The organism is Mucilaginibacter sp. OK268 (genome assembly GCF_900103125.1).
In the GTDB taxonomy this organism is placed as follows: domain Bacteria; phylum Bacteroidota; class Bacteroidia; order Sphingobacteriales; family Sphingobacteriaceae; genus Mucilaginibacter.
On record NZ_FNJV01000003.1, the window covers coordinates 199,773 to 220,671 of the forward strand.

The 20,899-nt window shown below is 40.6% G+C and carries 19 protein-coding genes and 1 other RNA gene; 18 read left to right on the forward strand and 2 right to left on the reverse strand.

Annotated features, from left to right (window positions below; genetic code table 11):
- The first annotated feature begins 407 nt into the window (after positions 1 to 407).
- The 3 genes from BLR84_RS11285 (at position 408) to ffs (ending at position 1,834) form a co-directional block, all read left to right on the forward strand.
- Complete coding sequence (locus BLR84_RS11285; protein ID WP_090467980.1) at positions 408 to 1,037, forward strand: 2'-5' RNA ligase family protein; 630 nt, start codon at positions 408 to 410, stop codon at positions 1,035 to 1,037.
- A 9-nt stretch (positions 1,038 to 1,046) separates the two neighbouring features.
- On the forward strand, positions 1,047 to 1,622 hold the full coding sequence (locus BLR84_RS11290; protein ID WP_090467982.1) for a 2'-5' RNA ligase family protein: 576 nt from the start codon (positions 1,047 to 1,049) through the stop codon (positions 1,620 to 1,622).
- Between the two features lie 113 nt (positions 1,623 to 1,735).
- An RNA gene (gene ffs / locus BLR84_RS11295) (signal recognition particle sRNA small type) lies at positions 1,736 to 1,834 on the forward strand.
- Between the two features lie 505 nt (positions 1,835 to 2,339).
- On the opposite strand, the gene BLR84_RS11300 is transcribed toward ffs, so the two are convergent.
- Entirely contained in the window at positions 2,340 to 2,669 is a 330-nt protein-coding gene (locus tag BLR84_RS11300; protein ID WP_090467984.1) for a hypothetical protein, read from the reverse strand.
- Between the two features lie 214 nt (positions 2,670 to 2,883).
- Between BLR84_RS11300 and BLR84_RS11305 the strand changes: the two genes are divergently transcribed.
- The 10 genes from BLR84_RS11305 (at position 2,884) to BLR84_RS11350 (ending at position 11,638) form a co-directional block, all read left to right on the forward strand.
- On the forward strand, positions 2,884 to 3,840 hold the full coding sequence (locus BLR84_RS11305) for a YpdA family putative bacillithiol disulfide reductase (protein ID WP_090467985.1): 957 nt from the start codon (positions 2,884 to 2,886) through the stop codon (positions 3,838 to 3,840).
- 161 nt (positions 3,841 to 4,001) lie between these two features.
- A complete protein-coding gene (locus BLR84_RS11310) occupies positions 4,002 to 4,433 on the forward strand; it encodes a hypothetical protein (RefSeq protein WP_090467987.1) in 432 nt (143 codons plus the stop codon).
- Positions 4,434 to 5,167: 734 nt separating this feature from the next.
- Complete coding sequence (locus BLR84_RS11315) at positions 5,168 to 5,815, forward strand: N-acetyltransferase (protein ID WP_090467989.1); 648 nt, start codon at positions 5,168 to 5,170, stop codon at positions 5,813 to 5,815.
- Positions 5,816 to 5,897: 82 nt separating this feature from the next.
- Complete coding sequence (gene argG, locus BLR84_RS11320; RefSeq protein ID WP_090467991.1) at positions 5,898 to 7,100, forward strand: argininosuccinate synthase; 1,203 nt, start codon at positions 5,898 to 5,900, stop codon at positions 7,098 to 7,100.
- The gene (locus tag BLR84_RS11325; protein WP_090467993.1) at positions 7,093 to 7,446 is read left to right on the forward strand and encodes a cupin domain-containing protein; all 354 of its coding nucleotides are present in this window, start codon (positions 7,093 to 7,095) and stop codon (positions 7,444 to 7,446) included. Before argG ends, BLR84_RS11325 begins: the two co-directional genes overlap by 8 nt.
- The gene (gene argC / locus BLR84_RS11330) at positions 7,424 to 8,422 is read left to right on the forward strand and encodes an N-acetyl-gamma-glutamyl-phosphate reductase (protein WP_090467995.1); all 999 of its coding nucleotides are present in this window, start codon (positions 7,424 to 7,426) and stop codon (positions 8,420 to 8,422) included. Before BLR84_RS11325 ends, argC begins: the two co-directional genes overlap by 23 nt.
- A 48-nt stretch (positions 8,423 to 8,470) precedes the next feature.
- Complete coding sequence (locus tag BLR84_RS11335; protein ID WP_090467997.1) at positions 8,471 to 8,827, forward strand: four helix bundle protein; 357 nt, start codon at positions 8,471 to 8,473, stop codon at positions 8,825 to 8,827.
- 42 nt (positions 8,828 to 8,869) lie between these two features.
- Positions 8,870 to 10,003: an aspartate aminotransferase family protein gene (locus BLR84_RS11340; RefSeq protein ID WP_090467999.1), complete on the forward strand. Its 1,134-nt coding sequence runs from the start codon at positions 8,870 to 8,872 to the stop codon at positions 10,001 to 10,003.
- 23 nt (positions 10,004 to 10,026) lie between these two features.
- On the forward strand, positions 10,027 to 10,974 hold the full coding sequence (locus BLR84_RS11345) for an N-acetylornithine carbamoyltransferase (protein WP_090468001.1): 948 nt from the start codon (positions 10,027 to 10,029) through the stop codon (positions 10,972 to 10,974).
- A 55-nt stretch (positions 10,975 to 11,029) separates the two neighbouring features.
- A complete protein-coding gene (locus tag BLR84_RS11350; RefSeq protein ID WP_090468003.1) occupies positions 11,030 to 11,638 on the forward strand; it encodes an FMN-binding negative transcriptional regulator in 609 nt (202 codons plus the stop codon).
- A gap of 20 nt (positions 11,639 to 11,658) precedes the next feature.
- On the opposite strand, the gene BLR84_RS11355 is transcribed toward BLR84_RS11350, so the two are convergent.
- Positions 11,659 to 12,957 (reverse strand): NAD(P)/FAD-dependent oxidoreductase, encoded by a 1,299-nt coding sequence (locus BLR84_RS11355; protein ID WP_090468004.1) that lies wholly within the window; start codon positions 12,955 to 12,957, stop codon positions 11,659 to 11,661.
- Positions 12,958 to 13,160: 203 nt separating this feature from the next.
- Here BLR84_RS11355 and argB point away from each other — a divergent pair, with 203 nt between their 5' ends.
- The 5 genes from argB to BLR84_RS11380 all read left to right on the forward strand — a co-directional run bounded on the left by argB (position 13,161) and on the right by BLR84_RS11380 (position 20,862).
- Positions 13,161 to 14,006 (forward strand): acetylglutamate kinase, encoded by an 846-nt coding sequence (gene argB / locus BLR84_RS11360; RefSeq protein WP_090468006.1) that lies wholly within the window; start codon positions 13,161 to 13,163, stop codon positions 14,004 to 14,006.
- A complete protein-coding gene (gene proC / locus BLR84_RS11365; protein WP_090468007.1) occupies positions 14,003 to 14,821 on the forward strand; it encodes a pyrroline-5-carboxylate reductase in 819 nt (272 codons plus the stop codon). The genes argB and proC overlap by 4 nt, the downstream gene beginning before the upstream one ends.
- Positions 14,822 to 15,006: 185 nt before the next feature.
- On the forward strand, positions 15,007 to 16,383 hold the full coding sequence (locus BLR84_RS11370; protein WP_090468009.1) for an aspartate kinase: 1,377 nt from the start codon (positions 15,007 to 15,009) through the stop codon (positions 16,381 to 16,383).
- Positions 16,384 to 16,710: 327 nt separating this feature from the next.
- The gene (locus BLR84_RS11375) at positions 16,711 to 19,521 is read left to right on the forward strand and encodes a S9 family peptidase (protein ID WP_090468011.1); all 2,811 of its coding nucleotides are present in this window, start codon (positions 16,711 to 16,713) and stop codon (positions 19,519 to 19,521) included.
- Positions 19,522 to 19,683: 162 nt separating this feature from the next.
- Positions 19,684 to 20,862 carry an ankyrin repeat domain-containing protein gene (locus tag BLR84_RS11380; protein ID WP_090468012.1) on the forward strand — a complete coding sequence of 393 codons (1,179 nt, stop codon included), beginning with the start codon at positions 19,684 to 19,686 and terminating at the stop codon, positions 20,860 to 20,862.
- Positions 20,863 to 20,899: the final 37 nt, after the last annotated feature.

Sequence of the window (20,899 nt, forward strand, 5' to 3'; positions counted from 1 at the left end):
TAAAAAAAAGTTTAGTATTTATATAATAATAAATTAAAATATAATTTATAAAATATTTATTTAATTATTGATTAATAATACAGATGTATTTAATTTATATTTCACTTAACAGGTACTTAATTGGCTTATTTTATCTTACTTATGGATAAAATCCATTTTATTACGTGTTACCTATACCCAACTCATTTTAATAATACTTTGACCATTACAGAATTCTGAAGTTGAAAACCAGGGATAGGTATAAACTTAATAAAGCCGTATCCCTACAACTTATCATCCGCAAATAGCTATTTCATAAAGGTTATTGATAAAAAAAACTCCTGAATACAGGTTCCCTGGATTAGTTTAACAAAATTACCATTTTACTAAAAATATTAGTATTTTTGATTCATCAAAAACCGGCCGTTATGTATATGTACGAAGACTATTTATTCCTGCTTTCGCCTCCTGAAGCTATTAAGCAGGAAATTGCCCGTTATAAAAAGGCTTCGGCTAAATTAATTGGCAATTATAAAAGTGTGAATTCACCGGCACATATTTCTGTTCATCACCTGGAACGGCAGAAACCCTTCATGGAAGAAACCAACCTGAATCGGATAAAAAAAAGTCTGAATGAGCTGCCGCCTGCTTTATTACACGTGGATGGATTTAAATACTTCCAGCATCTGCATAACCGGATGACCATTTATGCTCACATCAGGGTCACTCCTGCTGTTGATGAGTGGTTTACACAGCTTAAAAGGGTACTCAAGATCCGCAAAACCATTGTTCCGCATATTACCGTGACCCGGGATATTGCCGGATCTGATTTTGAACGCTTGTGGCCAAACTTCCGCCATAAAAAACTGGTAGAACCATTTTGGGTAAATGAGCTCATTATGCTCAAACGCGAAACATTTGCGCATGAACCGCAATGGCAGCCTTTTAATGTCTTTGAATTTAAGAACAAAAAAGCTGTAGCCAATACCGCGGAGGCTATCCTTCACAAACAGGCCGCCGCGGATAACCATATCCAGGATCAGATAAATCTATTTTAAACCAACGTCATGAACAACAAAGATTATCTTACCGTTATTTCCGCGCCGGAGCACGTGGATAAAAAAGTTGGCTCGTTTAAACAGGAATGCGTAAAACGCATCGGAAAATTTCCGGGGATGTACGCGCAGGCACATATTACTATCGAATCATTCAGGGATGAGGTACACCAGCTTACACTAAAACCGCTGTTGCTTACCCCTTTTTATGAAATGGTGGGCTTTAAAGTCAGAACCATACCACAGCATAAACTCCGGATCAATGGGTTCGACTTTTTTAAGCATGGCCCCAATTTAAGGACGATATATGCCCGGGTTGATCTGGATAAAACCACCGAAGACTGGTTTAACCAGGTTAAAGGCGCCTTAAGAATGAAAACCCGGAGAATTACGCCGCACCTCACCATTGCCCGGAATATACCGGTAGCCTCCTTTAATAAATTATGGCCTTATTTTCAGGAAATGGAATACCGGGATGCCTTTTTGGCTGATTGCTTAACCATATTGGAAAAGGAAGTGGATAACAAAAACGACCGCTATAAAGTGCATAAAACGATCCCTTTTAGCAAAAAAATACTAGCCGCTTAACCCGTGTTTATACCAATTGGCGGCGCAACGAGGGCTAATCACCTAAACGATAATCAATTATCTTTTTTAACAATTTATTAACCATAAGCAAACCTTTTTCTATATTTGCGCCGGGGTAAGTCTTTTACGGCCAGCTCCTCTTGAACTCCCCCAGGGTGGGAACACAGCAAGGGTAGAGAGTTGAGCGGCGCGATAAAAGTAGCTTACCCTTTTTTATGCCCTAAATTTTGATCGAGCCACCTGCGCACCGTCGATTGACAAATATCGAACACCGGATGACCAATATCGAATAACGAAATTTACTTCAGCATCCACATCTACCACAACTAAACCGGCTGTCATCCTGAGCATAGCGAAGGATCTTCTTCAATATGCCTGATGTACAACAGATGCTTCACTCCGTTCAGCATGACAAAAGGCAATTAGCTAGATATAAAACAAAACTGTCATCTCGAACGAGGTGCGAGGAAAGGTCTTTTACGCGGGATTGTCCGAACCTGGCTTCTTTGGATTAAAGTATTCCCACGATTTAGAAAAGAATCCTGTGATCCCAAAAATCTGTTTAATCCCGGTTCAGAAAAAATATTACCGCCACCGCAGGTTTCCAACCCGCGGTGATCATGGTTTCAGCTTTTAGCTGAACGTATAAGCCGGAGGCTTTAACCATGCCTCCCACAAGATACGCTAAGCTAATCTCGCTGGAGCAAGAAAGACATATTAGTACCAGCAAGATCCGGCAAAATGCAATAATGCTCCTCCCGAAGTGAGCCGAAAGTTGACGTCTATCAAATGCGCGCTGGTATATGTACCCGTCCAGCTATATACTAAACTAACATCATTTTGATTATTGTCTGTTTTATATAGCTTATAAACGCTGCCACCGCCAGGAGCAGATCCGTACGCGTCATACTCTTGCCCGTTGACTGTGAAATAGCCAATTTGAAATAAATCTGGTTTTCTTTTATAATCCCTCGTTAAATCGTTCTTATTAGTAAAAGAAGTAAGAAAAAGAAAAAGTGCTGATAGTACTAAAAGTCTACTTTTCATATTTTTCAAGGTTAGTTAATAGATAATACGCTATCAAATATATTCATTTAAATATAATTGATAAGCATATTTAGCTTATGATCTGTGTTATCAACGCATCACACATTTTACTGAAGCTTATGTTTTTTGGGTAATATCACTTCGATATCCGGCATTCAAAATTCATTATTCGATATTACTTCCTGCAAAACCCTAAACTGCCTATCTTCGCAACATGCTCGATATACTCATTATAGGTGGTGGCCCCATTGGTTTAGCTTGCGGTTTGGCCGCTCAAAAAGCCGGTTTAAGCTTTGTTATTATTGAAAAAGGCTGCCTGGTTAATTCGCTGTATAATTACCCATCAACCATGACCTTTTTTTCTACTTCAGAAAAGCTGGAGATCGGTGGGGTACCTTTTGTAACCGTGCACAATAAACCAACCCGTGCCGATGCTTTGGAGTATTATCGTAGAGTGGCGCTTTCCAATCATTTACCCATCAACCTGTTTGAGGAAGTAACTAATGTTGCCCCACAAAACGGAGCATATACTATAACTACCAGCAAAGCTACTTATGAGGCTAAAAGGGTGATCCTTTCCACCGGTTTTTATGATATAGCGGTTAATCTGGATATTCCGGGCGAAGATTTGCCCAAGGTAAAACACTATTACCAGGATCCGCATTTTTATGCCCTGCAAAAGGTGGTAGTGGTAGGATCCAGCAACTCGGCTATTGATGTGGCATTGGAAACCTATCGTAAAGGTGCCGAAGTTACTTTAGTGATCCGTGGCAGCGAGGTAAGCAGCCGGGTAAAATACTGGGTACGGCCCGATATCATCAACCGGATTAAGGAAGGCAGCATCAAAGCTTATTTCAATTCCAACCTGCAGGCCATTCGCCAATACGAGGTAAATATCCAAACCCCCGATGGCCTGGTAACCATCCCCAATGATTATGTAATGGCCATGACAGGCTACAAACCTAATTTTGATTTCCTCCGGAAGTTGGGCATTGTACTGTCCGAAGATAAATTCATCCCCCAATACAACCCCGAAACCATGGAGACCAACCTGCCCGGCCTTTACCTGGCCGGTGTAGTTTGTGGTGGTTTAGATACTCACCTGTGGTTTATCGAAAACTCGCGTATCCACGCCGATATGATCATCAATGGCATTGTAAACAAACGCTGATCAGACATCTATCTTCCCGTAACACATATCATCTGAATAATTTATCTATTCATTATCAGATAGTTATTACTTTTAATTTTATTAAATAGTACTATGTATTGCATATTACTATTTAAAGCACGTATCTTTATTTCAGTTTTAAACCACATAAAGCAAAAACCATGAAATCAACCATTATTGCACTGCTACTGTTATTGGCCTGCAGTACCGTGTGCCTGGCACAATGCGACAAAAAATTAAGCCTGATAACTTCAAAAACAGAACACCTGGATGGTAGTAATAACCTGGAGCGGGCTGTCGATGAGCAAACCGTTATCGAGATAATCGACAAAAAAATATCAGTTAATATTGAAAACGGAAAGCAAACCCTTACGGGAACCATCAAATCAAACACCTGCGATTGGAAAACGCCATTTAAGGAAGGAAAATCGGTGATCAACACCACTATCAGCGATGAAGACGGGGGCGGCGAAAAAGATTATGTGCTCACCATTGAAGGCAAGGACGGAAAAGTTACCCTCACTGCCGAAAGCGTACAAGACCCCGACAGAAAACTGAGATTTGTTCTGGATAAGTTTGAAGAAAAGAAATAACCCCCAATTTTAAAAGCTCTATTACCATCCCTACCTCCGCAGGGAAGCAAGCTTTGAAAAGACAAAAAATTTGAGTATATTTATATAATTGCCAGCCCGGTTCTCCTTTATTCAGAGAACCGGGCTGTTTAGTTAAAGGACAAAACAGATCAAAAACAGACCGTTTTTCATTTAGTTATTTAACAGTCAGCTATTTAATACTTTTTAAACCTTTCAAAACCCATCAAAAATTTGTTAAAAAGTGTTAAAACGGCATTAAAATTTAGTTAAATGGGGTAAAAGTCACACGTTTTTACCCTGTTTTTGATTAAAAATTGTTAAAATTTAAGGTTTAAAAAGTCTGCGGTTATGGTATCCGATCATCAGTATTTTATAACTCATAAAAAACGGAATATAATCTTATCGTTATTAAATCATTTTTTTCTTGCATAAGTAAAAATTTATGCAATAATTTGCACCCAAATTAAAAACACAGTAATACCACAAAAAAATGAATCTACAAAGCTTAAATAAGCCCGCAATAAGAGCAACATTTGCTCCGGCTGCCGCTGCTTTGGTTTCAACTGTTTTTTTATGCTGCCCTCCCCGACGAAGGCCCTATATGCCACGGGTTTGAATTGATTTCCTGTAACAAAACCCCTCGAAAGAAGAAAGTGTTTAAACTTATTCTTTTAAAAACCATCTAATTATTAAGGCCTTAAAAGCCAATTAATTTAACGGTAATATCTATTTTAATGACCATACAAGATTTTGATATTCAGGTTGCTACTGCACAACATGTAGACTATGCACCTCAAATATGTGTTGAAATGGCCGAATCGGCCAAAGCCCGGGGCACAGGTATAGCCCAGCGTTCCCCGGAGTACGTAGCCAATAAAATGCTGGAAGGGAAAGCGGTTATAGCCCTGCACAAGGATGGTACCTGGGCCGGTTTTTGCTATATTGAAACCTGGAGCCACGGCGATTTTGTGGCTAATTCCGGTCTTATTGTTAATCCGCAATTTCGTAAAGCTGGGCTGGCAAAAGCCATTAAACACCGTATTTTCCAGCTTTCCAGAACTAAATATCCCGAGGCTAAAATATTCGGCTTAACCACCGGTCTGGCCGTAATGAAGATCAATTCCGAACTGGGATATGAACCCGTTACCTACTCAGAGCTTACCCAGGACGAGAATTTTTGGGCCGGCTGCAAAAGCTGTGTTAATTACGACATTTTGATGAGCAAGGAGCGTAAGAACTGCATGTGCACCGCCATGCTGTTTGACCCTGCCGAAAAACAAAAGCAGGACGAAGAAAAAATGAAAAGGATCACCCACAAAGCTACTCTGTTGGAGCGTATTGAAAATGCCATCAAGAAAAGAATAGGGCAAGATCACGATTAAAATAAATCTATAAAACAAATACATATAAATTGAAAAGAAAAAGCTTTAAGCCTTCCGCTTTTAGCTTTAAGCTCAAAAAAAGATGAAGAAAAAAGTAGTATTAGCGTATAGCGGAGGTTTAGACACCTCATTTTGCTGTATTTATTTAACACAGGATCTTGGTTACGAAGTTCACTCCGTTATTGTAAACACCGGTGGCTTTAGCGACGAAGAATTAAAAGGAGTTGAAGAACGTGCCTACAAAATGGGCGTTACCTCGCACCACGTGGTTGATGAAACCAAGAACTTTTATAATACCTGTGTTCGCTTTTTGATTTATGGTAATGTTTTAAAAAATAACACCTATCCCCTTTCGGTAAGTGCCGAGCGGGTAAGCCAGGCTACAGCTATAGCTAACTATGCCAAAGAAATAGGTGCCGAATATGTAGCACATGGCAGTACCGGCGCCGGTAATGATCAGGTACGTTTTGATATGATCTTCAACATCCTGGTACCAGAAGTGCAGATCATCACCCCTATCCGCGACTTAAAACTGAGCCGCGAGGAAGAGATCGACTACCTGAAAAAACACGGTGTTGATATGAACTTTGAAAAAGCGAAGTACTCTATCAATAAAGGTATCTGGGGAACATCGGTAGGTGGTAAAGAAACCCTTACTTCTAACTTAGGATTACCAGAAGAAGCATGGCCTACCCAGGTTACCGAATCGGGGGTAAAAAACCTGGAGCTTGTTTTTGAAAAAGGTGAATTGGTGGGTATCGATAAAGAAAGATATGATCATCCAACAAAAGCTATCCAGGCTTTACAAGCTATTGCGCAGCCTTATGGCATTGGCAGGGATATTCACGTGGGCGATACCATCATCGGCATTAAAGGTCGTGTAGGCTTTGAAGCCGCTGCGCCAATGGTGATTATCAAGGCTCACCATACTTTGGAGAAACATGTATTGACCAAATGGCAGCTGACCTGGAAAGATCAATTATCTACTTTCTACGGCAACTGGCTGCATGAAGGACAATTCCACGATCCTATTATGCGTAATATGGAAGCTTTCTTAAGCGATACCCAGCAAAACGTAAGCGGCAAGGTATTTGTACAACTGTATCCGTATCGCTTCCAGGTAATAGGTATCGAGTCGGAACACGACCTGATGTCGAACAAATTTGGCAGCTATGGCGAAATGAATAATTCATGGTCTGGCGAGGATGTAAAAGGGTTTTCTAAAATATTTGGCAACCAGGTCATGATCTATCACAAGGTTAATAATCAATCACAGAATGATTAATACAGCTTTTTCAAAAGGCGAATGTTTAAAGCATTATAATTGGGGTGATGACTGTCACGGCTGGACTTTTATTGATACCGAGGCATTGTCTGTTAAACAGGAATTAATGCCGCCGGATACAGCCGAGCAGTTGCATTATCACGAAAAAGCTACACAGGTATTCTTTATTTTAAAAGGCAGGGCCACATTCACCATCGACGGTAATGTGACCGAATTAAAGCCCGAACAAGGAATAGAGATTTTGCCTGGTCAAAAGCACTTTATAAGTAATAATGACCGGAGCGACCTGGAGTTTATTTTATATTCTTATCCATCAACCAACCATGACAGGATTAACATCAAATAAAGTACGTGCGGGAATTATAGGTGGTGCAGGATATACTGGCGGCGAAATGTTGCGTATACTGATCAACCATCCCGATGTGGAGATAGCTTTTGTAAACAGCAATAGCAATACGGGTAATTACGTTTACGAAGTTCATACCGATCTTTTTGGTGAAACGAATCTGCGTTTTACCGGTGAATTGTCATTTGCCATCGATGTGCTTTTCCTGTGTGTTGGTCATGGCGATGCTAAGAAATTCCTGGAGTCAACTGTTATTCCGGATCACATCAAGATAATCGATCTGAGCCAGGATTTTAGGCTAAGTCAAAGTTCAAAGTTTAAGAATAAAAGCTTTGTATACGGATTACCAGAGTTAAATCGCGAAGCCATAAAAACGGCTGATAATATTGCTAATCCGGGTTGCTTTGCTACCTGTTTGCAATTAGGCTTATTACCCTTGGCCTCAAAAGGTATATTAAATAATGAGGTACATGTGGCGGCGACAACCGGTTCAACCGGTGCGGGCCAAAGTTTAGCTCCTACTTCTCACTTCACCTGGCGTAATGATAACCTATCTGTTTATAAAGCTTTTAACCATCAGCATTTAAATGAAATAGGTCAGTCGTTAAAACAATTACAGGGCGATTTCAATAAAGCTATCAACTTTATACCCTATCGCGGCGATTTTACCCGTGGCATAATCGCTTCGATGTATACAGAAAGTGACTTGAATGAAGAGAAAGCTTTGGAGTTGTATAAAAACTACTATGAAGGGCACCCTTTTACTCATATAACCAATCGCAATATCGACTTGAAACAGATCGTGAATACCAACAAGTGTTTTATTCAGGTGAGTAAACACGAGGGCAAACTATTAATCATCAGCATACTGGATAATTTACTTAAAGGCGCCTCTGGCCAGGCAGTACAAAACATGAATTTGTTATTTGGCTTAGATGAGCGCGCAGGGCTACGACTTAAGGCGACCGCTTTTTAAGCTAAAAGTAGAAGGCTTAAAGCTAAAAGCTGTTGCCCCAATAAAAATATGAGGGATTATAAAAAATACGAAGTATGGAAAAAAGCGCATGAACTTAATATGTTCATCTACTTAACATTACTTCCTAAATTCCCGAAAAGTGAACAATTTGATTTGATGAGTCAAACTAAGCGGGCCTCTTATTCCCTTCCACTTAATATAGTGGAAGGATGCGGAAGAAATACAGAAGTTGATTTTGCACGCTTCTTAGATCAGGCCTTAGGATCTGCACATGAGTTAGAATATTGCTGCTTAATGTGTCGGGATTTGTCATATGTTGACGAACAATTGTATCAGCAAACAAATACAATAATTAACGAAGTAAAAGCCATGCTGATTGGCCTTATTAAAACACTAAGGAAGTAAAAAGCTTTTCGCTTTCAGCCTTCCGCTTTTAGCTTAAATAATATGAATTTATTCGACGTATATCCTGTTAACCCCATAAATATAGTAAGAGGCCAGGGCAGCCTGGTTTATGATAACCACGATAAAGAGTATCTGGATATGTATGGTGGCCATGCGGTAATATCTATCGGTCATACTCATCCGCACTATGTAAAACGGTTGGAAGATCAGCTTCATCAATTGGGTTTTTATTCTAACTCTATCGAGATCCCTATTCAAAAAGAACTGGCAACTAAATTAGGTAAAGTATCCGGCAAAGATGATTACCAGTTATTTATGTGCAACTCAGGTGCCGAAGCCAATGAGAATGCTTTAAAACTGGCCTCGTTTTACAATGGAAAGAAGAAAGCGATCGCTTTTAGAAAAGCGTTTCATGGTCGTACCTCTTTGGCGGTTGCTGTTACTGATAATCCCAAGATCGTAGCCCCTATAAATGAGACAGACAATGTAATATTTTTACCATGGGCTGATGAAACTGCTTTGGAGCAAGCTTTTGCGGATCACGGAAACGAAATATCATCCGTTATTATTGAAGGTATACAAGGTGTTGGCGGTATACAGGTAGCTCCGGAAAGTTTCCTGCAAAAGATCCGTTCATTGTGCGATCAGCATAACGCGGTTTTCATAGCCGATTCTGTTCAATGTGGTTATGGGCGTACCGGTAAGTTCTTCTCGCAGGATTTTGCCGGTGTTAATGCCGATATCTACAGCATGGCAAAAGGCATGGGTAATGGTTTCCCGGTTGGTGGCATCATTATCTCACCAAAAATACAACCCGCTTATGGTATGTTGGGCACCACCTTTGGCGGCAACCATTTGGCTTGCGCGGCCGGTTTAGCCGTATTGGAAGTGATGGAGCAGGACAACCTGATGCAAAACGCGGCAACCATTGGCGAATACCTGATCAAGGAGCTTAATAAACTGGAGCAAGTTAAAGAAGTACGTGGCCGGGGCCTGATGATCGGTATTGAATTACCAGAGGAGCTATCAAACGCGCGTAAAGACCTTTTATTTAAACACCATATTTTTACAGGCGAAGCTAAACCAAATGTGGTAAGGTTGTTACCTGCTTTAAATTTGACCAAAGCACATGCCGACAGATTTTTAGAGGCTTTTGTAAATGTTTTAAACCAATAATTCGCTATTAAATATCCGGGCTAATGAAACTATTCTCTTCTGTAAATGATGTTGCTGATATCAATGCTCTTGTAAAGGAGGCCTTGAAGCTTAAACAAAATCCGTACGCCAACCAGGATCTGGGTAAAAATAAAACCCTGGCATTGATATTTTTAAACCCAAGTCTCCGCACCCGTATGAGCACCCAAAAGGCAGCCCTTAACCTTGGGATGAACGTGATGGTGCTTAATATTGATAAGGAAGGATGGGCTTTAGAGCTCCGTGACGGCGTGATCATGGATGGCAGCACAGTAGAGCATATCCGCGAAGCCGCGGGTGTTATGGGGCAGTATGCAGACATTATTGGCGTACGCTCATTTCCGGGTTTAAGGAACCGCGAGGAAGATTATAGCGAGATGATATTCAACAAGTTCGTAGCTTTTTGTAAAGTACCTGTGGTAAGTCTGGAATCAGCCACACGTCACCCCCTGCAAAGTTTGGCTGATCTGATCACTATTGAAGAATTAAAAACAACTGCCCGCCCCAAAGTGGTATTGACCTGGGCGCCACATATCAAACCATTGCCTCAGGCTGTACCCAACTCGTTCGCAGAGTGGATGTGCAAAGCCGATGTTGATTTTACCATTGCCCAACCCAAAGGTTATGAGCTCTGTGCCGATTTTACACAGGGAGCAAACATTACTTATGACCAGGACGAAGCATTAACCGGAGCCGATTTTATCTATGTAAAAAACTGGTCGGCCTATGAGCCATATGGCAATATCCTGGGTAAAAACGAGGAATGGATGCTGACTAACGAAAAGCTAAAGATCACCAATGATGCCAAAGTAATGCACTGTCTACCTGTACGCCGTAATCTGGAGCTATCAGACGAGATACTGGACGGCCCCAACTCGGTAGTAGTTCATGAGGCCGGTAACCGGGTTTGGGCTGCCCAGGCAGTATTAAAACAAATGCTGGAAAGCTTGTAAGATGAGTTGGTTCAGATGTCTTGTATCTTGGATCCCATAATCTTGATTCTTTATTATGTACATCCCATCATTCAACAAATTCGAAAACGAGCAAGAAGCTATCAGCTTTATGCAACGTTACAGTTTTGCCACTATAATTACATCTGTTGATGATATACCGGTTGCTACTCACTTACCATTTATAATAGAACAACGCGATGATAAGCTGGTCTTATCATCGCATTTTGCTAAAGCCAATCCACAGGCTACAGAAATAGCAGGCAAAAATGCACTGGTGATATTTACCGAACCTCATGCCTATATATCACCCGCTAACTACGAAAAGGAAACAAATGTACCCACCTGGAACTATCTGGCAGTACATACCTATGGTAAAGTGACTTTACTCAACGAAACTGCAGATCTGCTTGCTCGTACTATCAACAACTATGAAGCGAATTACCTTCAACAATGGAATAACCTGTCCGACGACTATAAGCAAAAAATGATGAAAGGGATTGTAGGATTTGAAATTATAGTAGATGACCTGCAAGCCAAAAAGAAGCTAAGTCAAAATCGCAGTGAGCAGGAAAAAGAAAACATCATCAATACTTTAAGTAAAAGTACAAATACCACTGAAAATGAGATAGCTGAATACATGAAGCTCACTAAATCCAAACAGTAATTTTCTCCTGATAAGCAATCTTACTTTGGCTCAGGATCAATTGCCCGGGTCTTAATATCAAAGTAACGGATGATGAGGCGGTTATCACTATTCTTGGTAAAGTAAGATATGGCCCAGCTAAAAAATATGGTTCCCTTATTGGTAAAGCCTGCCAATGACATAATGTGCACTACACCCCATATCAGCCAGGCAATAAATCCCTGCAGATGAATTTTGCCGATATCTGCCACAGCTTTATTCCGGCCAATCGTAGCCAATGATCCTTTATCGTTATATTTAAAGGGCACAGTGGCTTCGTTATTAATCAAACGAACCAGGTTATTTGCCAGGTGTCTCCCCTGTTGAATGGCCACCTGAGCCACACCGGGATGCCCATTTGGTGTATCAGTTGTAATTACTGCCGATACATCACCTATCGCAAAAATATTAGCATAGCCATTTACCCGGCCAATTCCATCCGTTTGGATACGATTGCCTTTGGTGATAGAAGTCTCAGGCATTCCTTCGGGAACCTCTCCTTTTACACCCGCGGCCCACAAAACGTTACGGGTTAATATCGTAGTACCATCGTCAATTTTCAGTTCGGTACCATTATAACTTTGCACATGCACGCTGTTAAATATGGTTACGTCCATATCCAACAGGAATTTTTTAGCTTTTGCAGATGCACCTGGTGAAAACGAAGCAAGTAATTCGGCTTTACCCTCAACCAGGTAAACCTTCATACTATGTTTGCGCAGGCCATGATAATCTTTCATCAATATCAGCTGGCGCATTTCGGCCAAAGCCCCTGAAAGTTCAACGCCGGTTGGGCCGCCTCCTACTACCACAAAGGTCATTAAAGCCGCCTTCTCTTCAGGGTCTTTAGCTATTAATGACATCTCCAGGTTTTGCAGTATCAAGCTGCGCAGGTTAAGCGCTTCAGGAATATTTTTCATAGGCATAGCAAAATGCTCTATTTCCTTATTACCAAAAAAGTTGGTGTTTGACCCCGTGGCAATGATCAGGTAATCATAGTAAATAGTACCTATATTAGTAGTGAGTGTATTATTTTCCGGATTTACACGCTCCACTTCGGCCAGTGCAAACCTAAAGTTATCTTGTTTGGTAAATATCCTTCTGATAGGGAAACCGATTGAATCAGCAGCTATACCGCCGGCAGCCACCTGGTAAAGTAAAGGCTGAAAAGTGTGATAATTATGCTTATCCAGCAAAAGCACATCTACAGGCGCCTTTTTTAGATTTTTGGCTAATTCCAGGCCTCCAAATCCTCCTCCTACAATAACTACGCGGGGTTTAGTACTTTTCTTTTGATCCATAGGAAAACTTCATAGCAAGTTTAATGCCTTAAAATTTCAATATTACTAATTATTTCATAATCAAATTGTAAAGTTACATAGATAATACTTTAATCATTTTTTAACATTTTTTGAATAAAATACACTATAAATTCATATTTTTAGCAGATTCCTGTTTAATTTAATAGGAATTTAACATCAAGACGGTTATATTACTATTAATAATGGGTAAAATTGATACGGTTTCAGTAAATTCTACACAGTTACAAGAAAATAAAAGCTTGTACATCATAAAAATAGGAGGAAACGTAATTGATAACTCCGAAAATCTGTATCATTTTCTAAAAGATTTTGAAGGATTGGATGGTTTTAAAATATTAGTACACGGCGGAGGCAAAGTTGCTACTCAAATTGCCGAAGAATTAGGCATCGAAGCTAAGATGGTAGATGGCAGGCGCATTACCGATATTGAAACGCTGAGAGTGGTTACTATGGTGTATGGAGGCCTGATCAATAAAAACATAGTAGCACAACTACAGCGCTTCGGCAACAACGCTATTGGCCTTACCGGGGCCGATGGTAATTTTATACGGGCCAAAAAACGCCCTGTAAAAACCATTGATTATGGTTTTGTAGGCGATATTGATGAAAATTCCATTAATCCGGAAAATATAAGTCGCTTAATGCAGGCGGGCTTTACCCCTGTTTTTTGCGCGTTGACGCATGATGGTGAGGGTCAGTTATTAAATACCAATGCCGATACTATTGCCTCGGCGCTGGCGGTATCGCTTTCATCATTATATGAAACTACGCTTATTTATTGCTTTGAGAAAAAAGGCGTGCTTCAGGATATTGATGATGAAGACTCGCTGATCAGGGAGATCGATCCGGTACGTTACGAAGAACTAAAGATCCAGCGTATTATACACAGCGGCATGTTGCCCAAACTTGATAACGCTTTTACCGCCATTGCATGTGGCGTAAAGGCAGTGATCATAGGCAAATCTGACGACCTGGGACAATTAAAAGAAAATAAACCATTTGGAACACGTTTAAGTAAAAACGCATGAATTCATCACAGCATTTAGCCATTTTAGGCTCTGGTAACATCGGGCTGTCATTAGCCAAAGGGTTGGTAAAAGCAAATATTTGCAAGCCCCAGCAAATTTCCCTCACACGCCGGAATGTATCGGCCCTGGCAGAGTACGCCCAATTGGGGTACCATACTACCGACAATAATACCAAAGCGGTAAAAAAAGCGGATATTATTGTTTTAGCGGTATTGCCCCAACAGCTTAATAAACTGCTGGATGAAATAAGGCCTGCTATAAAAGCCGAAAAACAGTTGATCATTTCTGTAATATCCGGAGTTACGTGTAATGATATCCGCCAGCAACTTGATTTAAATGTGCAGGTAATAAGAGCCATGCCTAATACGGCTATCGCTATTGGCCATTCCATGACCTGTATTGCTACAGATAATGGCACCAATAAAAATATAAACCTGGTAAAATCTCTTTTTGATACGGTGGGTATGAGTATTCAGATCAATGAAGAGCTCATGACATCGGCAACCGCGCTTTGTGCCTGTGGTATCGCGTTCTTCCTGCGTTCTATCCGCGCTGCCTCACAAGGTGGTACCGAAATAGGTTTTCATGCGCACGATGCTTTAAAAATGGCCGCTCAGACTGCCAAAGGAGCAGCCGACCTGCTGCTGCAACTATCGTCGCATCCAGAGCAGGAGATCGATAAGGTTACCTCACCAAGCGGATGTACTATTGCAGGTTTAAATGAAATGGAGCACAACGGCTTCAGTTCGGCCATGATCAAAGGCATCAAACTTTCGGCCGAAAAGGCAGGCGACCTTTACAAGAAGGACGAATAAGTATTTCGCAAACATTCTTTTATTTTGATAACCGGTGTATCAATATGATATACCGGCTTAAATAACACATATAATACAATAATCTAAAAACCAATCCCTTAAACGCGCCATATCAACTAAAAAGCCATTATTTTGCAGATGGTACAGTTTTGGCACTCATGCGCTAAAAGCGTTTATTCTTAAAAATGTTAACAGTCGAAAAAATCGGCGGCACTTCTATGACCGCCTTAAATGATGTCATCAAAAACATTATCCTATTTGAACGTTCCGGGCAACAATTGTACAATCGCATCTTTGTCGTATCGGCCTTTTCGGGGGTAACCAACCTCCTGCTCGAAAACAAAAAAACCGGTGCGCCGGGTGTTTATCATAAACTGGCTACTTATAAAGATTTTCACAAACCACTTAAGGCCCTGATCGTAAAACTAAAACAGATCAATAAAAGCTATGAGAGCCTGGGACTGAATATCGCCGAGGCCGATAAATTTATTGAGCAACGCCTTAAGGATGCACAAACCTACCTGGAAAACATAGCTAATATCCTGGCTTCGGGTTATGTAAATAAAGACGATGTTTTGCTGGCTGCCCGCGAGATCCTGGCATCTATCGGTGAAAGCCATTCGGCTTTTAACTTTACCAATATCCTGCAAAATATGGGTATCAATGCCACATTTGTTGACCTGAGCGGCTTTCATGACCACCGTTCTTTCACCATTGACCAGCGCATTAAGAAAGATCTGCAACATATTGATTTTGGGAGTACGATCACTATTGTAACCGGTTACACCAAAGGTACAGAAGGTATCATGCGGGAATTTGACAGGGGCTATTCTGAGGTTACTTTTAGTAAAATAGCCGTGGCTGTTAAACCACAGGAAGCCATCATTCATAAAGAATATCACCTGTGTACCGCCGATCCTGAACTGGTTGGTGTGGAGAATTGCTTCCCTGTGGGTAATACCAATTATGATGTGGCCGATCAGCTGGCAGATGTGGGCATGGAAGCTATCCACCCCAAAGCATCAAAACCATTGGAGATACATGATATCGATCTTCGCATCAAAAACACCTTTCAGCCGGAGCATCCGGGCACACTGATAACCCGCGAATATATCTGCGACAAAAAACGGGTGGAAGTAATTACAGGTACGGAAAGAGTGATGATGATCGATATTTACGACCCATCGATGGTGGGTAACGTAGGTACCGATTTCCATATCATGCAGCTGTTCTATAAATTCGGGGTGAGCTATACTTTTAAGGCCACCAGCGCCAATAGTATCTCGATAGTGATATGGGATAAGGATTTTAATAAAAAGCTGATACAGGAGCTTGAAAACGATTATGAAAAAGTAACTGTAGAAAAAATGGCTATGGTTTGTCTCATCGGTTCCAATATGGATCAACCCGGTTTGCTGGCCAAATCAGCAACAGCGCTGGCTCAAAAAGGTATCAATATCAAGAGCTGTGGTTTTGCCTTACGCAAGGTCAACATCCAGTTCCTGATAGCACGTGAAGATTTTAAAGAAGCTATCAAGGCTTTGAATAAGGCGATGATATAAATTTTACAGTTCCCTCAGGGTCCTCTGTAAGATATGCTGAGGTATAAAAGTGGGTTTACACTTTTAAGGCACTATATGGCATAAATTACACTTAAATAATTGAAAATCAATTATTTAAAATCATGTTAACCATAAAAAGTGTAAACCATGTAAACCCACTTTTTGTCCACCCCAGTCTCTCGCAGAGGCCCCTAAGCTATAGACTGCCTTATGCCCTATCGCCTTACGCTTTAGGCCTTCTGCTTTCAGCTTTATTGTAACTTTCCTGTATCTAAACTTTTATAAATGCCCTGTTTTTAGCATATTTAACCTTTACTTAAGTTCCTTATGCGTAAAACCCTACTCCTGCTATTTTCATTTTTCATTTTTCTTAATGTATCAGCTCAAAAAGCGACCAAAAAACCTTTAGACAATTCCGTTTTTGATGGATGGCAAAGCATCAGCAACCAACACATCAGCAATAATGGTAAATGGATATTTTATGTAGTAAAACTACAGCAGGGAGATGCCGAGTTGGTGATCACCAATACTGCTAACACCAGTAAGATAAGAATCCCCCGTGCAGACACTGCCAGTTTTAGTAACGACTCCAAATTTGTTACCTTCCTGATCCGGCCATTTTATAAAACCATTCGTGAAGCCAAAATTAAAAAGAAAAAACAGGCGGATTTTCCCAAAGATACGCTGGGTATTATTGCACTGAGTTCACAATCTATTAGCAAAGTGCCTGCTATCCGCTCGTTTAAGCTCTCGACAAATGCTTCTGTTGTAGCTTACTTAGCCAGCGCTGATACCATTAAAAAAACACTACCCAACGATACCTCAAAAAAGGCCGTAAGTGCAACCATAGCCCCCGCAACACATGAAGGTGCCGATTTAACCATAAACAAGTTAGGCACCAGTACAACCCGAACATTCAAATACGTAACCGATTATCAGGTAAGTAAAAACGGAAAACTATTGGCATTTGCCGTTACAGCGCCCACAAAACAGAAAGATATTAAATCGGGTATGTATGTTTATGATATTGATAAAAACGTTCTCAAGACCGTAAGCACAGGTCGTGGTAATTACCGCAATATCACTATTGATGATGAAGGCAAACAACTGGCTTTCACAGCAGAGAAGAACCCCGAGAAAGCACTGGTTAAGCCATTTAAGCTTTATTACTATACCAGTAGCCGCGACAGCGCGGTAATTATAGCAGAGGCCGGATCAAAAAGCCTTCCGCAACAATGGGCCGTAAGCGGCGATGGCAAAGTTTATTTTAGCAAAAGCGGCAGCAACCTGTTTTTTGGAACAGCTCCTACCCCCAAACCTGCTGATACTACTATTGTAGATTTTGAAGTGGCCAAACTGGACATCTGGAATTACAAAGATGATTACCTGCAGCCACAACAGTTAAAAAATCTGCAAACAGAACTAAAACGTAGTTACCTGGCCGTTATAAAACCCAACGAGGCAGAACCGAAGCCATTACAATTAGGTAGTAAGGCCATACCGGAAGTATTGGTTGCTGAAAATAAAGATGCCCGTTACGTTTTAGGAGTAACTGATACAGGTGCCCGCGTACAAGCCCAATGGCAAGGCAGCACCAAACAACAGGCTATTTTGATCGATACTAAAAGTGGCAATAAACGACTTATTAACGCAAGTTCGAGGGCCAGGTACCGGATATCTCCCGATGGTAAATATGTGATCTGGTTTGATCTGGAACAGCAAAATTGGTTCTGTTATACCATTGCCAATGGTCAAAAAAGTAATCTAACAGCTACCATTGGAACAAAAATGGGCGACGAGCTAAATGACGTCCCTGATTATGCCTCGGATTATGGCCTTGTCGGCTGGCTACAGGGCGATAAGGCAGTTTTAATATATGACCGGTATGATATCTGGAAAATAGACCCGGCTACAGGTGCTGTTACCAACTTTACCAATGGCATCGGTCGCAAAAACAAATTTATTATCCGGTATGATGCTACCGACCCAGAGCAGAAATTTATTCCACTAAAACAGCTAATGTGGTTGCAAACACAAAATGAGGCAAATAAGCAATGGGGATATTACACTAAGTATCCGGAAAGCAGCTCAGTTCCGGAAAAGGTAAACATGATACCAATGAGCTATGGCGATCTGTTAAAAGCTAAAAATGCCAACACTTACATTTACACCAAAGCTAGCTATGAATTACCTCCTGATCTCTACGTATCAGCCGACTTAAAAAAAGAAACCAAACTAAGTGATATTAATCCGCAGCAAGCAGAATACAACTGGGGAACAACCTCACTGGTTAAATGGACGACTCCCAAGGGTTATCGCTCAGAGGGTATTTTGTATAAGCCCGAAGATTTTGACCCGGCTAAAAAGTATCCGATGATCGTATATTTTTATGAGAAGCTATCCGAGGGCCTTTTTAACTATGTTGCTCCGGCTCCTACTCCATCGCGCTTGCCGATATCGTTTTTTGTAAGCAATGGCTATTTAGTTTTTGCACCCAATATCAGTTATCAAACCGGGCATCCGGGAGCATCTGCGGTTGAATATATCAATTCAGGTGTCGAATCGCTTAAAAAGAACTCCTGGGTTGATGCCACACATATTGGTATCCAGGGACAAAGCTGGGGAGGATATCAGGTAGCCTACCTCATCACACAAACCAATATGTATGCTGCCGCCTGGGCTGGTGCACCTGTAGCTAATATGACATCAGCTTACGGAGGCATACGTTGGGAATCGGGTGTAAACAGACAATTTCAATATGAAAGAACACAAAGCCGTATTGGCGCAACTTTATGGGAAAAACCAGAGCTGTATATAGAAAATTCACCTTTATTTCAGCTGCCTAAAGTACAAACACCCGTAATGATCATGAGCAATGATGCTGATGGCGCTGTACCATGGTACCAGGGAATAGAAATGTTTACTGCCCTGCGCCGCCTGGGTAAACCTGTTTGGCTTTTGCAATACAATGGCGAAGCACATAACCTGGTACTGAGACAAAATCGCAAGGACATCACCATACGCGAGCAACAGTTTTTTGATCATTTTTTGAAAGGTGCACCAATCCCGGTTTGGATGGCTAAAGGGGTGCCTGCTGTTGACAAAGGGAAAGACTGGGGCTTTGAATTAGTAAAATAAATAGTCTTTACCCGCTTTAATTAATTATCAAATTATTATCAGCACACGGCTACAATTTGGTATAAAAATAGTCTTTACCCGCTTTAATTAATTATCAAATTATTATCAGCACACGGCTACAATTTGGTATAAATATTGAAGCAATGGTAGAAAACTGAATTTATGCTGGAACAAATGCTTCAATCTGGCGACTATGCCGCTGCCCTGGAATCAATAAAAAATGGTGAAAAACGCTCAAAAACGATCTTCGACTTTAATAGATCACAAATTTTCGACAAACTGTTAAGGGATAAACAATTTGAAATACTGAACTATTTTGTAAAAGATAAAACCATAGAAACAGACATTTATGAGTACGATAGTTTTGATAAAAGCATCTTTGCAAGTATAATTCGGAATTTATCAGACGAAAGCGAATCCAATGATTTCTTCAGGGATTTCATGACCAAATTTGATAATATTAACGATGAAGTTGCGACCAAAACGCTGTTGAGTTATTTTTTTGAAAATGCCGCAAAATTGGAGCACATCAAAATTTTAATTGAAGCAGGTTGTAGCATCAACTTTAAAAATAACGCGGAAGAAAATTTGCTCCATCAGGTTATTAACGCCTATTCAAGGGAACCTGAACTTTCATTAGCTTATTTATCCTTGCTTATTGATGAAGGTCTGGATATCAATGAAGCTAATATTGTCAGAAAAACACCGTTGATTGCTGCCTTCGAACGCAATAAAAAAGAATATATCGATCTATTACTGCAAAACGGTGCCGATCCTAATCATGTAGACAAAGATGGCAATACCGCTTTTTTCTATGCCGTGGCCCATCAACTTAATTTAGACTTGTACAACAAACTGCGTGAATATGATAGTCCACAATTTGACTTGTTAAACAGAAATCAGGTAAGCCTACTGTTTGAATATATGCGGATGATGAACAGTCCATCGGAAAGCATGCTTGAGTTATTATCCAAACTGATCAATGATGGAGCGGATCTGTATCATGAAAGCTTCTATTATCAAAGTCCTACCATTCCTATTAATCTGATCGCCGAAAAAGACCCCGCCGTTTTACAAACAATTATTGATACCGGGGCCTTAGACATTAACCGGCAAGATAATGAAGGCAATACCCTGCTACATAAAGTTTGTGCTTATAACGTTAATTACGAGGAGCGAAAGGCCAAAGAAACTTATAGAAAAGTAAAATTACTGCTTGAAAATGGTGCAGATCCCAGTATAACCAATAACAAAGATCAAAGCGCTTTAATCCTTGCATCTGACGATAACCTGAAGATTAAAACGGTTGAACTATTGATGAAAAACCAACAGAATGCTTAATCGCAAACAATCTTTGAACCATTAAATCTACCTAAAT

Excerpts from the sequence above, each read along its gene's own strand:
- argG (WP_090467991.1), top strand. The coding sequence starts at position 5,898 with ATGAAGAAAAAAGTAGTATTAGCGTATAGCGGAGGTTTAGACACCTCA.
- BLR84_RS11375 (WP_090468011.1), top strand. The coding sequence starts at position 16,711 with ATGCGTAAAACCCTACTCCTGCTATTTTCATTTTTCATTTTTCTTAAT.
- BLR84_RS11315 (WP_090467989.1), top strand. The coding sequence starts at position 5,168 with ATGACCATACAAGATTTTGATATTCAGGTTGCTACTGCACAACATGTA.
- BLR84_RS11345 (WP_090468001.1), top strand. The coding sequence starts at position 10,027 with ATGAAACTATTCTCTTCTGTAAATGATGTTGCTGATATCAATGCTCTT.
- BLR84_RS11380 (WP_090468012.1), top strand. The coding sequence starts at position 19,684 with ATGCTGGAACAAATGCTTCAATCTGGCGACTATGCCGCTGCCCTGGAA.
- argB (WP_090468006.1), top strand. The coding sequence starts at position 13,161 with ATGGGTAAAATTGATACGGTTTCAGTAAATTCTACACAGTTACAAGAA.
- BLR84_RS11335 (WP_090467997.1), top strand. The coding sequence starts at position 8,471 with ATGAGGGATTATAAAAAATACGAAGTATGGAAAAAAGCGCATGAACTT.
- BLR84_RS11285 (WP_090467980.1), top strand. The coding sequence starts at position 408 with ATGTATATGTACGAAGACTATTTATTCCTGCTTTCGCCTCCTGAAGCT.
- BLR84_RS11350 (WP_090468003.1), top strand. The coding sequence starts at position 11,030 with ATGTACATCCCATCATTCAACAAATTCGAAAACGAGCAAGAAGCTATC.
- BLR84_RS11300 (WP_090467984.1), bottom strand. The coding sequence starts at position 2,669 with ATGAAAAGTAGACTTTTAGTACTATCAGCACTTTTTCTTTTTCTTACT.
- proC (WP_090468007.1), top strand. The coding sequence starts at position 14,003 with ATGAATTCATCACAGCATTTAGCCATTTTAGGCTCTGGTAACATCGGG.
- BLR84_RS11325 (WP_090467993.1), top strand. The coding sequence starts at position 7,093 with ATGATTAATACAGCTTTTTCAAAAGGCGAATGTTTAAAGCATTATAAT.
- BLR84_RS11370 (WP_090468009.1), top strand. The coding sequence starts at position 15,007 with ATGTTAACAGTCGAAAAAATCGGCGGCACTTCTATGACCGCCTTAAAT.
- BLR84_RS11310 (WP_090467987.1), top strand. The coding sequence starts at position 4,002 with ATGAAATCAACCATTATTGCACTGCTACTGTTATTGGCCTGCAGTACC.
- BLR84_RS11340 (WP_090467999.1), top strand. The coding sequence starts at position 8,870 with ATGAATTTATTCGACGTATATCCTGTTAACCCCATAAATATAGTAAGA.
- argC (WP_090467995.1), top strand. The coding sequence starts at position 7,424 with ATGACAGGATTAACATCAAATAAAGTACGTGCGGGAATTATAGGTGGT.
- BLR84_RS11290 (WP_090467982.1), top strand. The coding sequence starts at position 1,047 with ATGAACAACAAAGATTATCTTACCGTTATTTCCGCGCCGGAGCACGTG.
- BLR84_RS11305 (WP_090467985.1), top strand. The coding sequence starts at position 2,884 with ATGCTCGATATACTCATTATAGGTGGTGGCCCCATTGGTTTAGCTTGC.
- BLR84_RS11355 (WP_090468004.1), bottom strand. The coding sequence starts at position 12,957 with ATGGATCAAAAGAAAAGTACTAAACCCCGCGTAGTTATTGTAGGAGGA.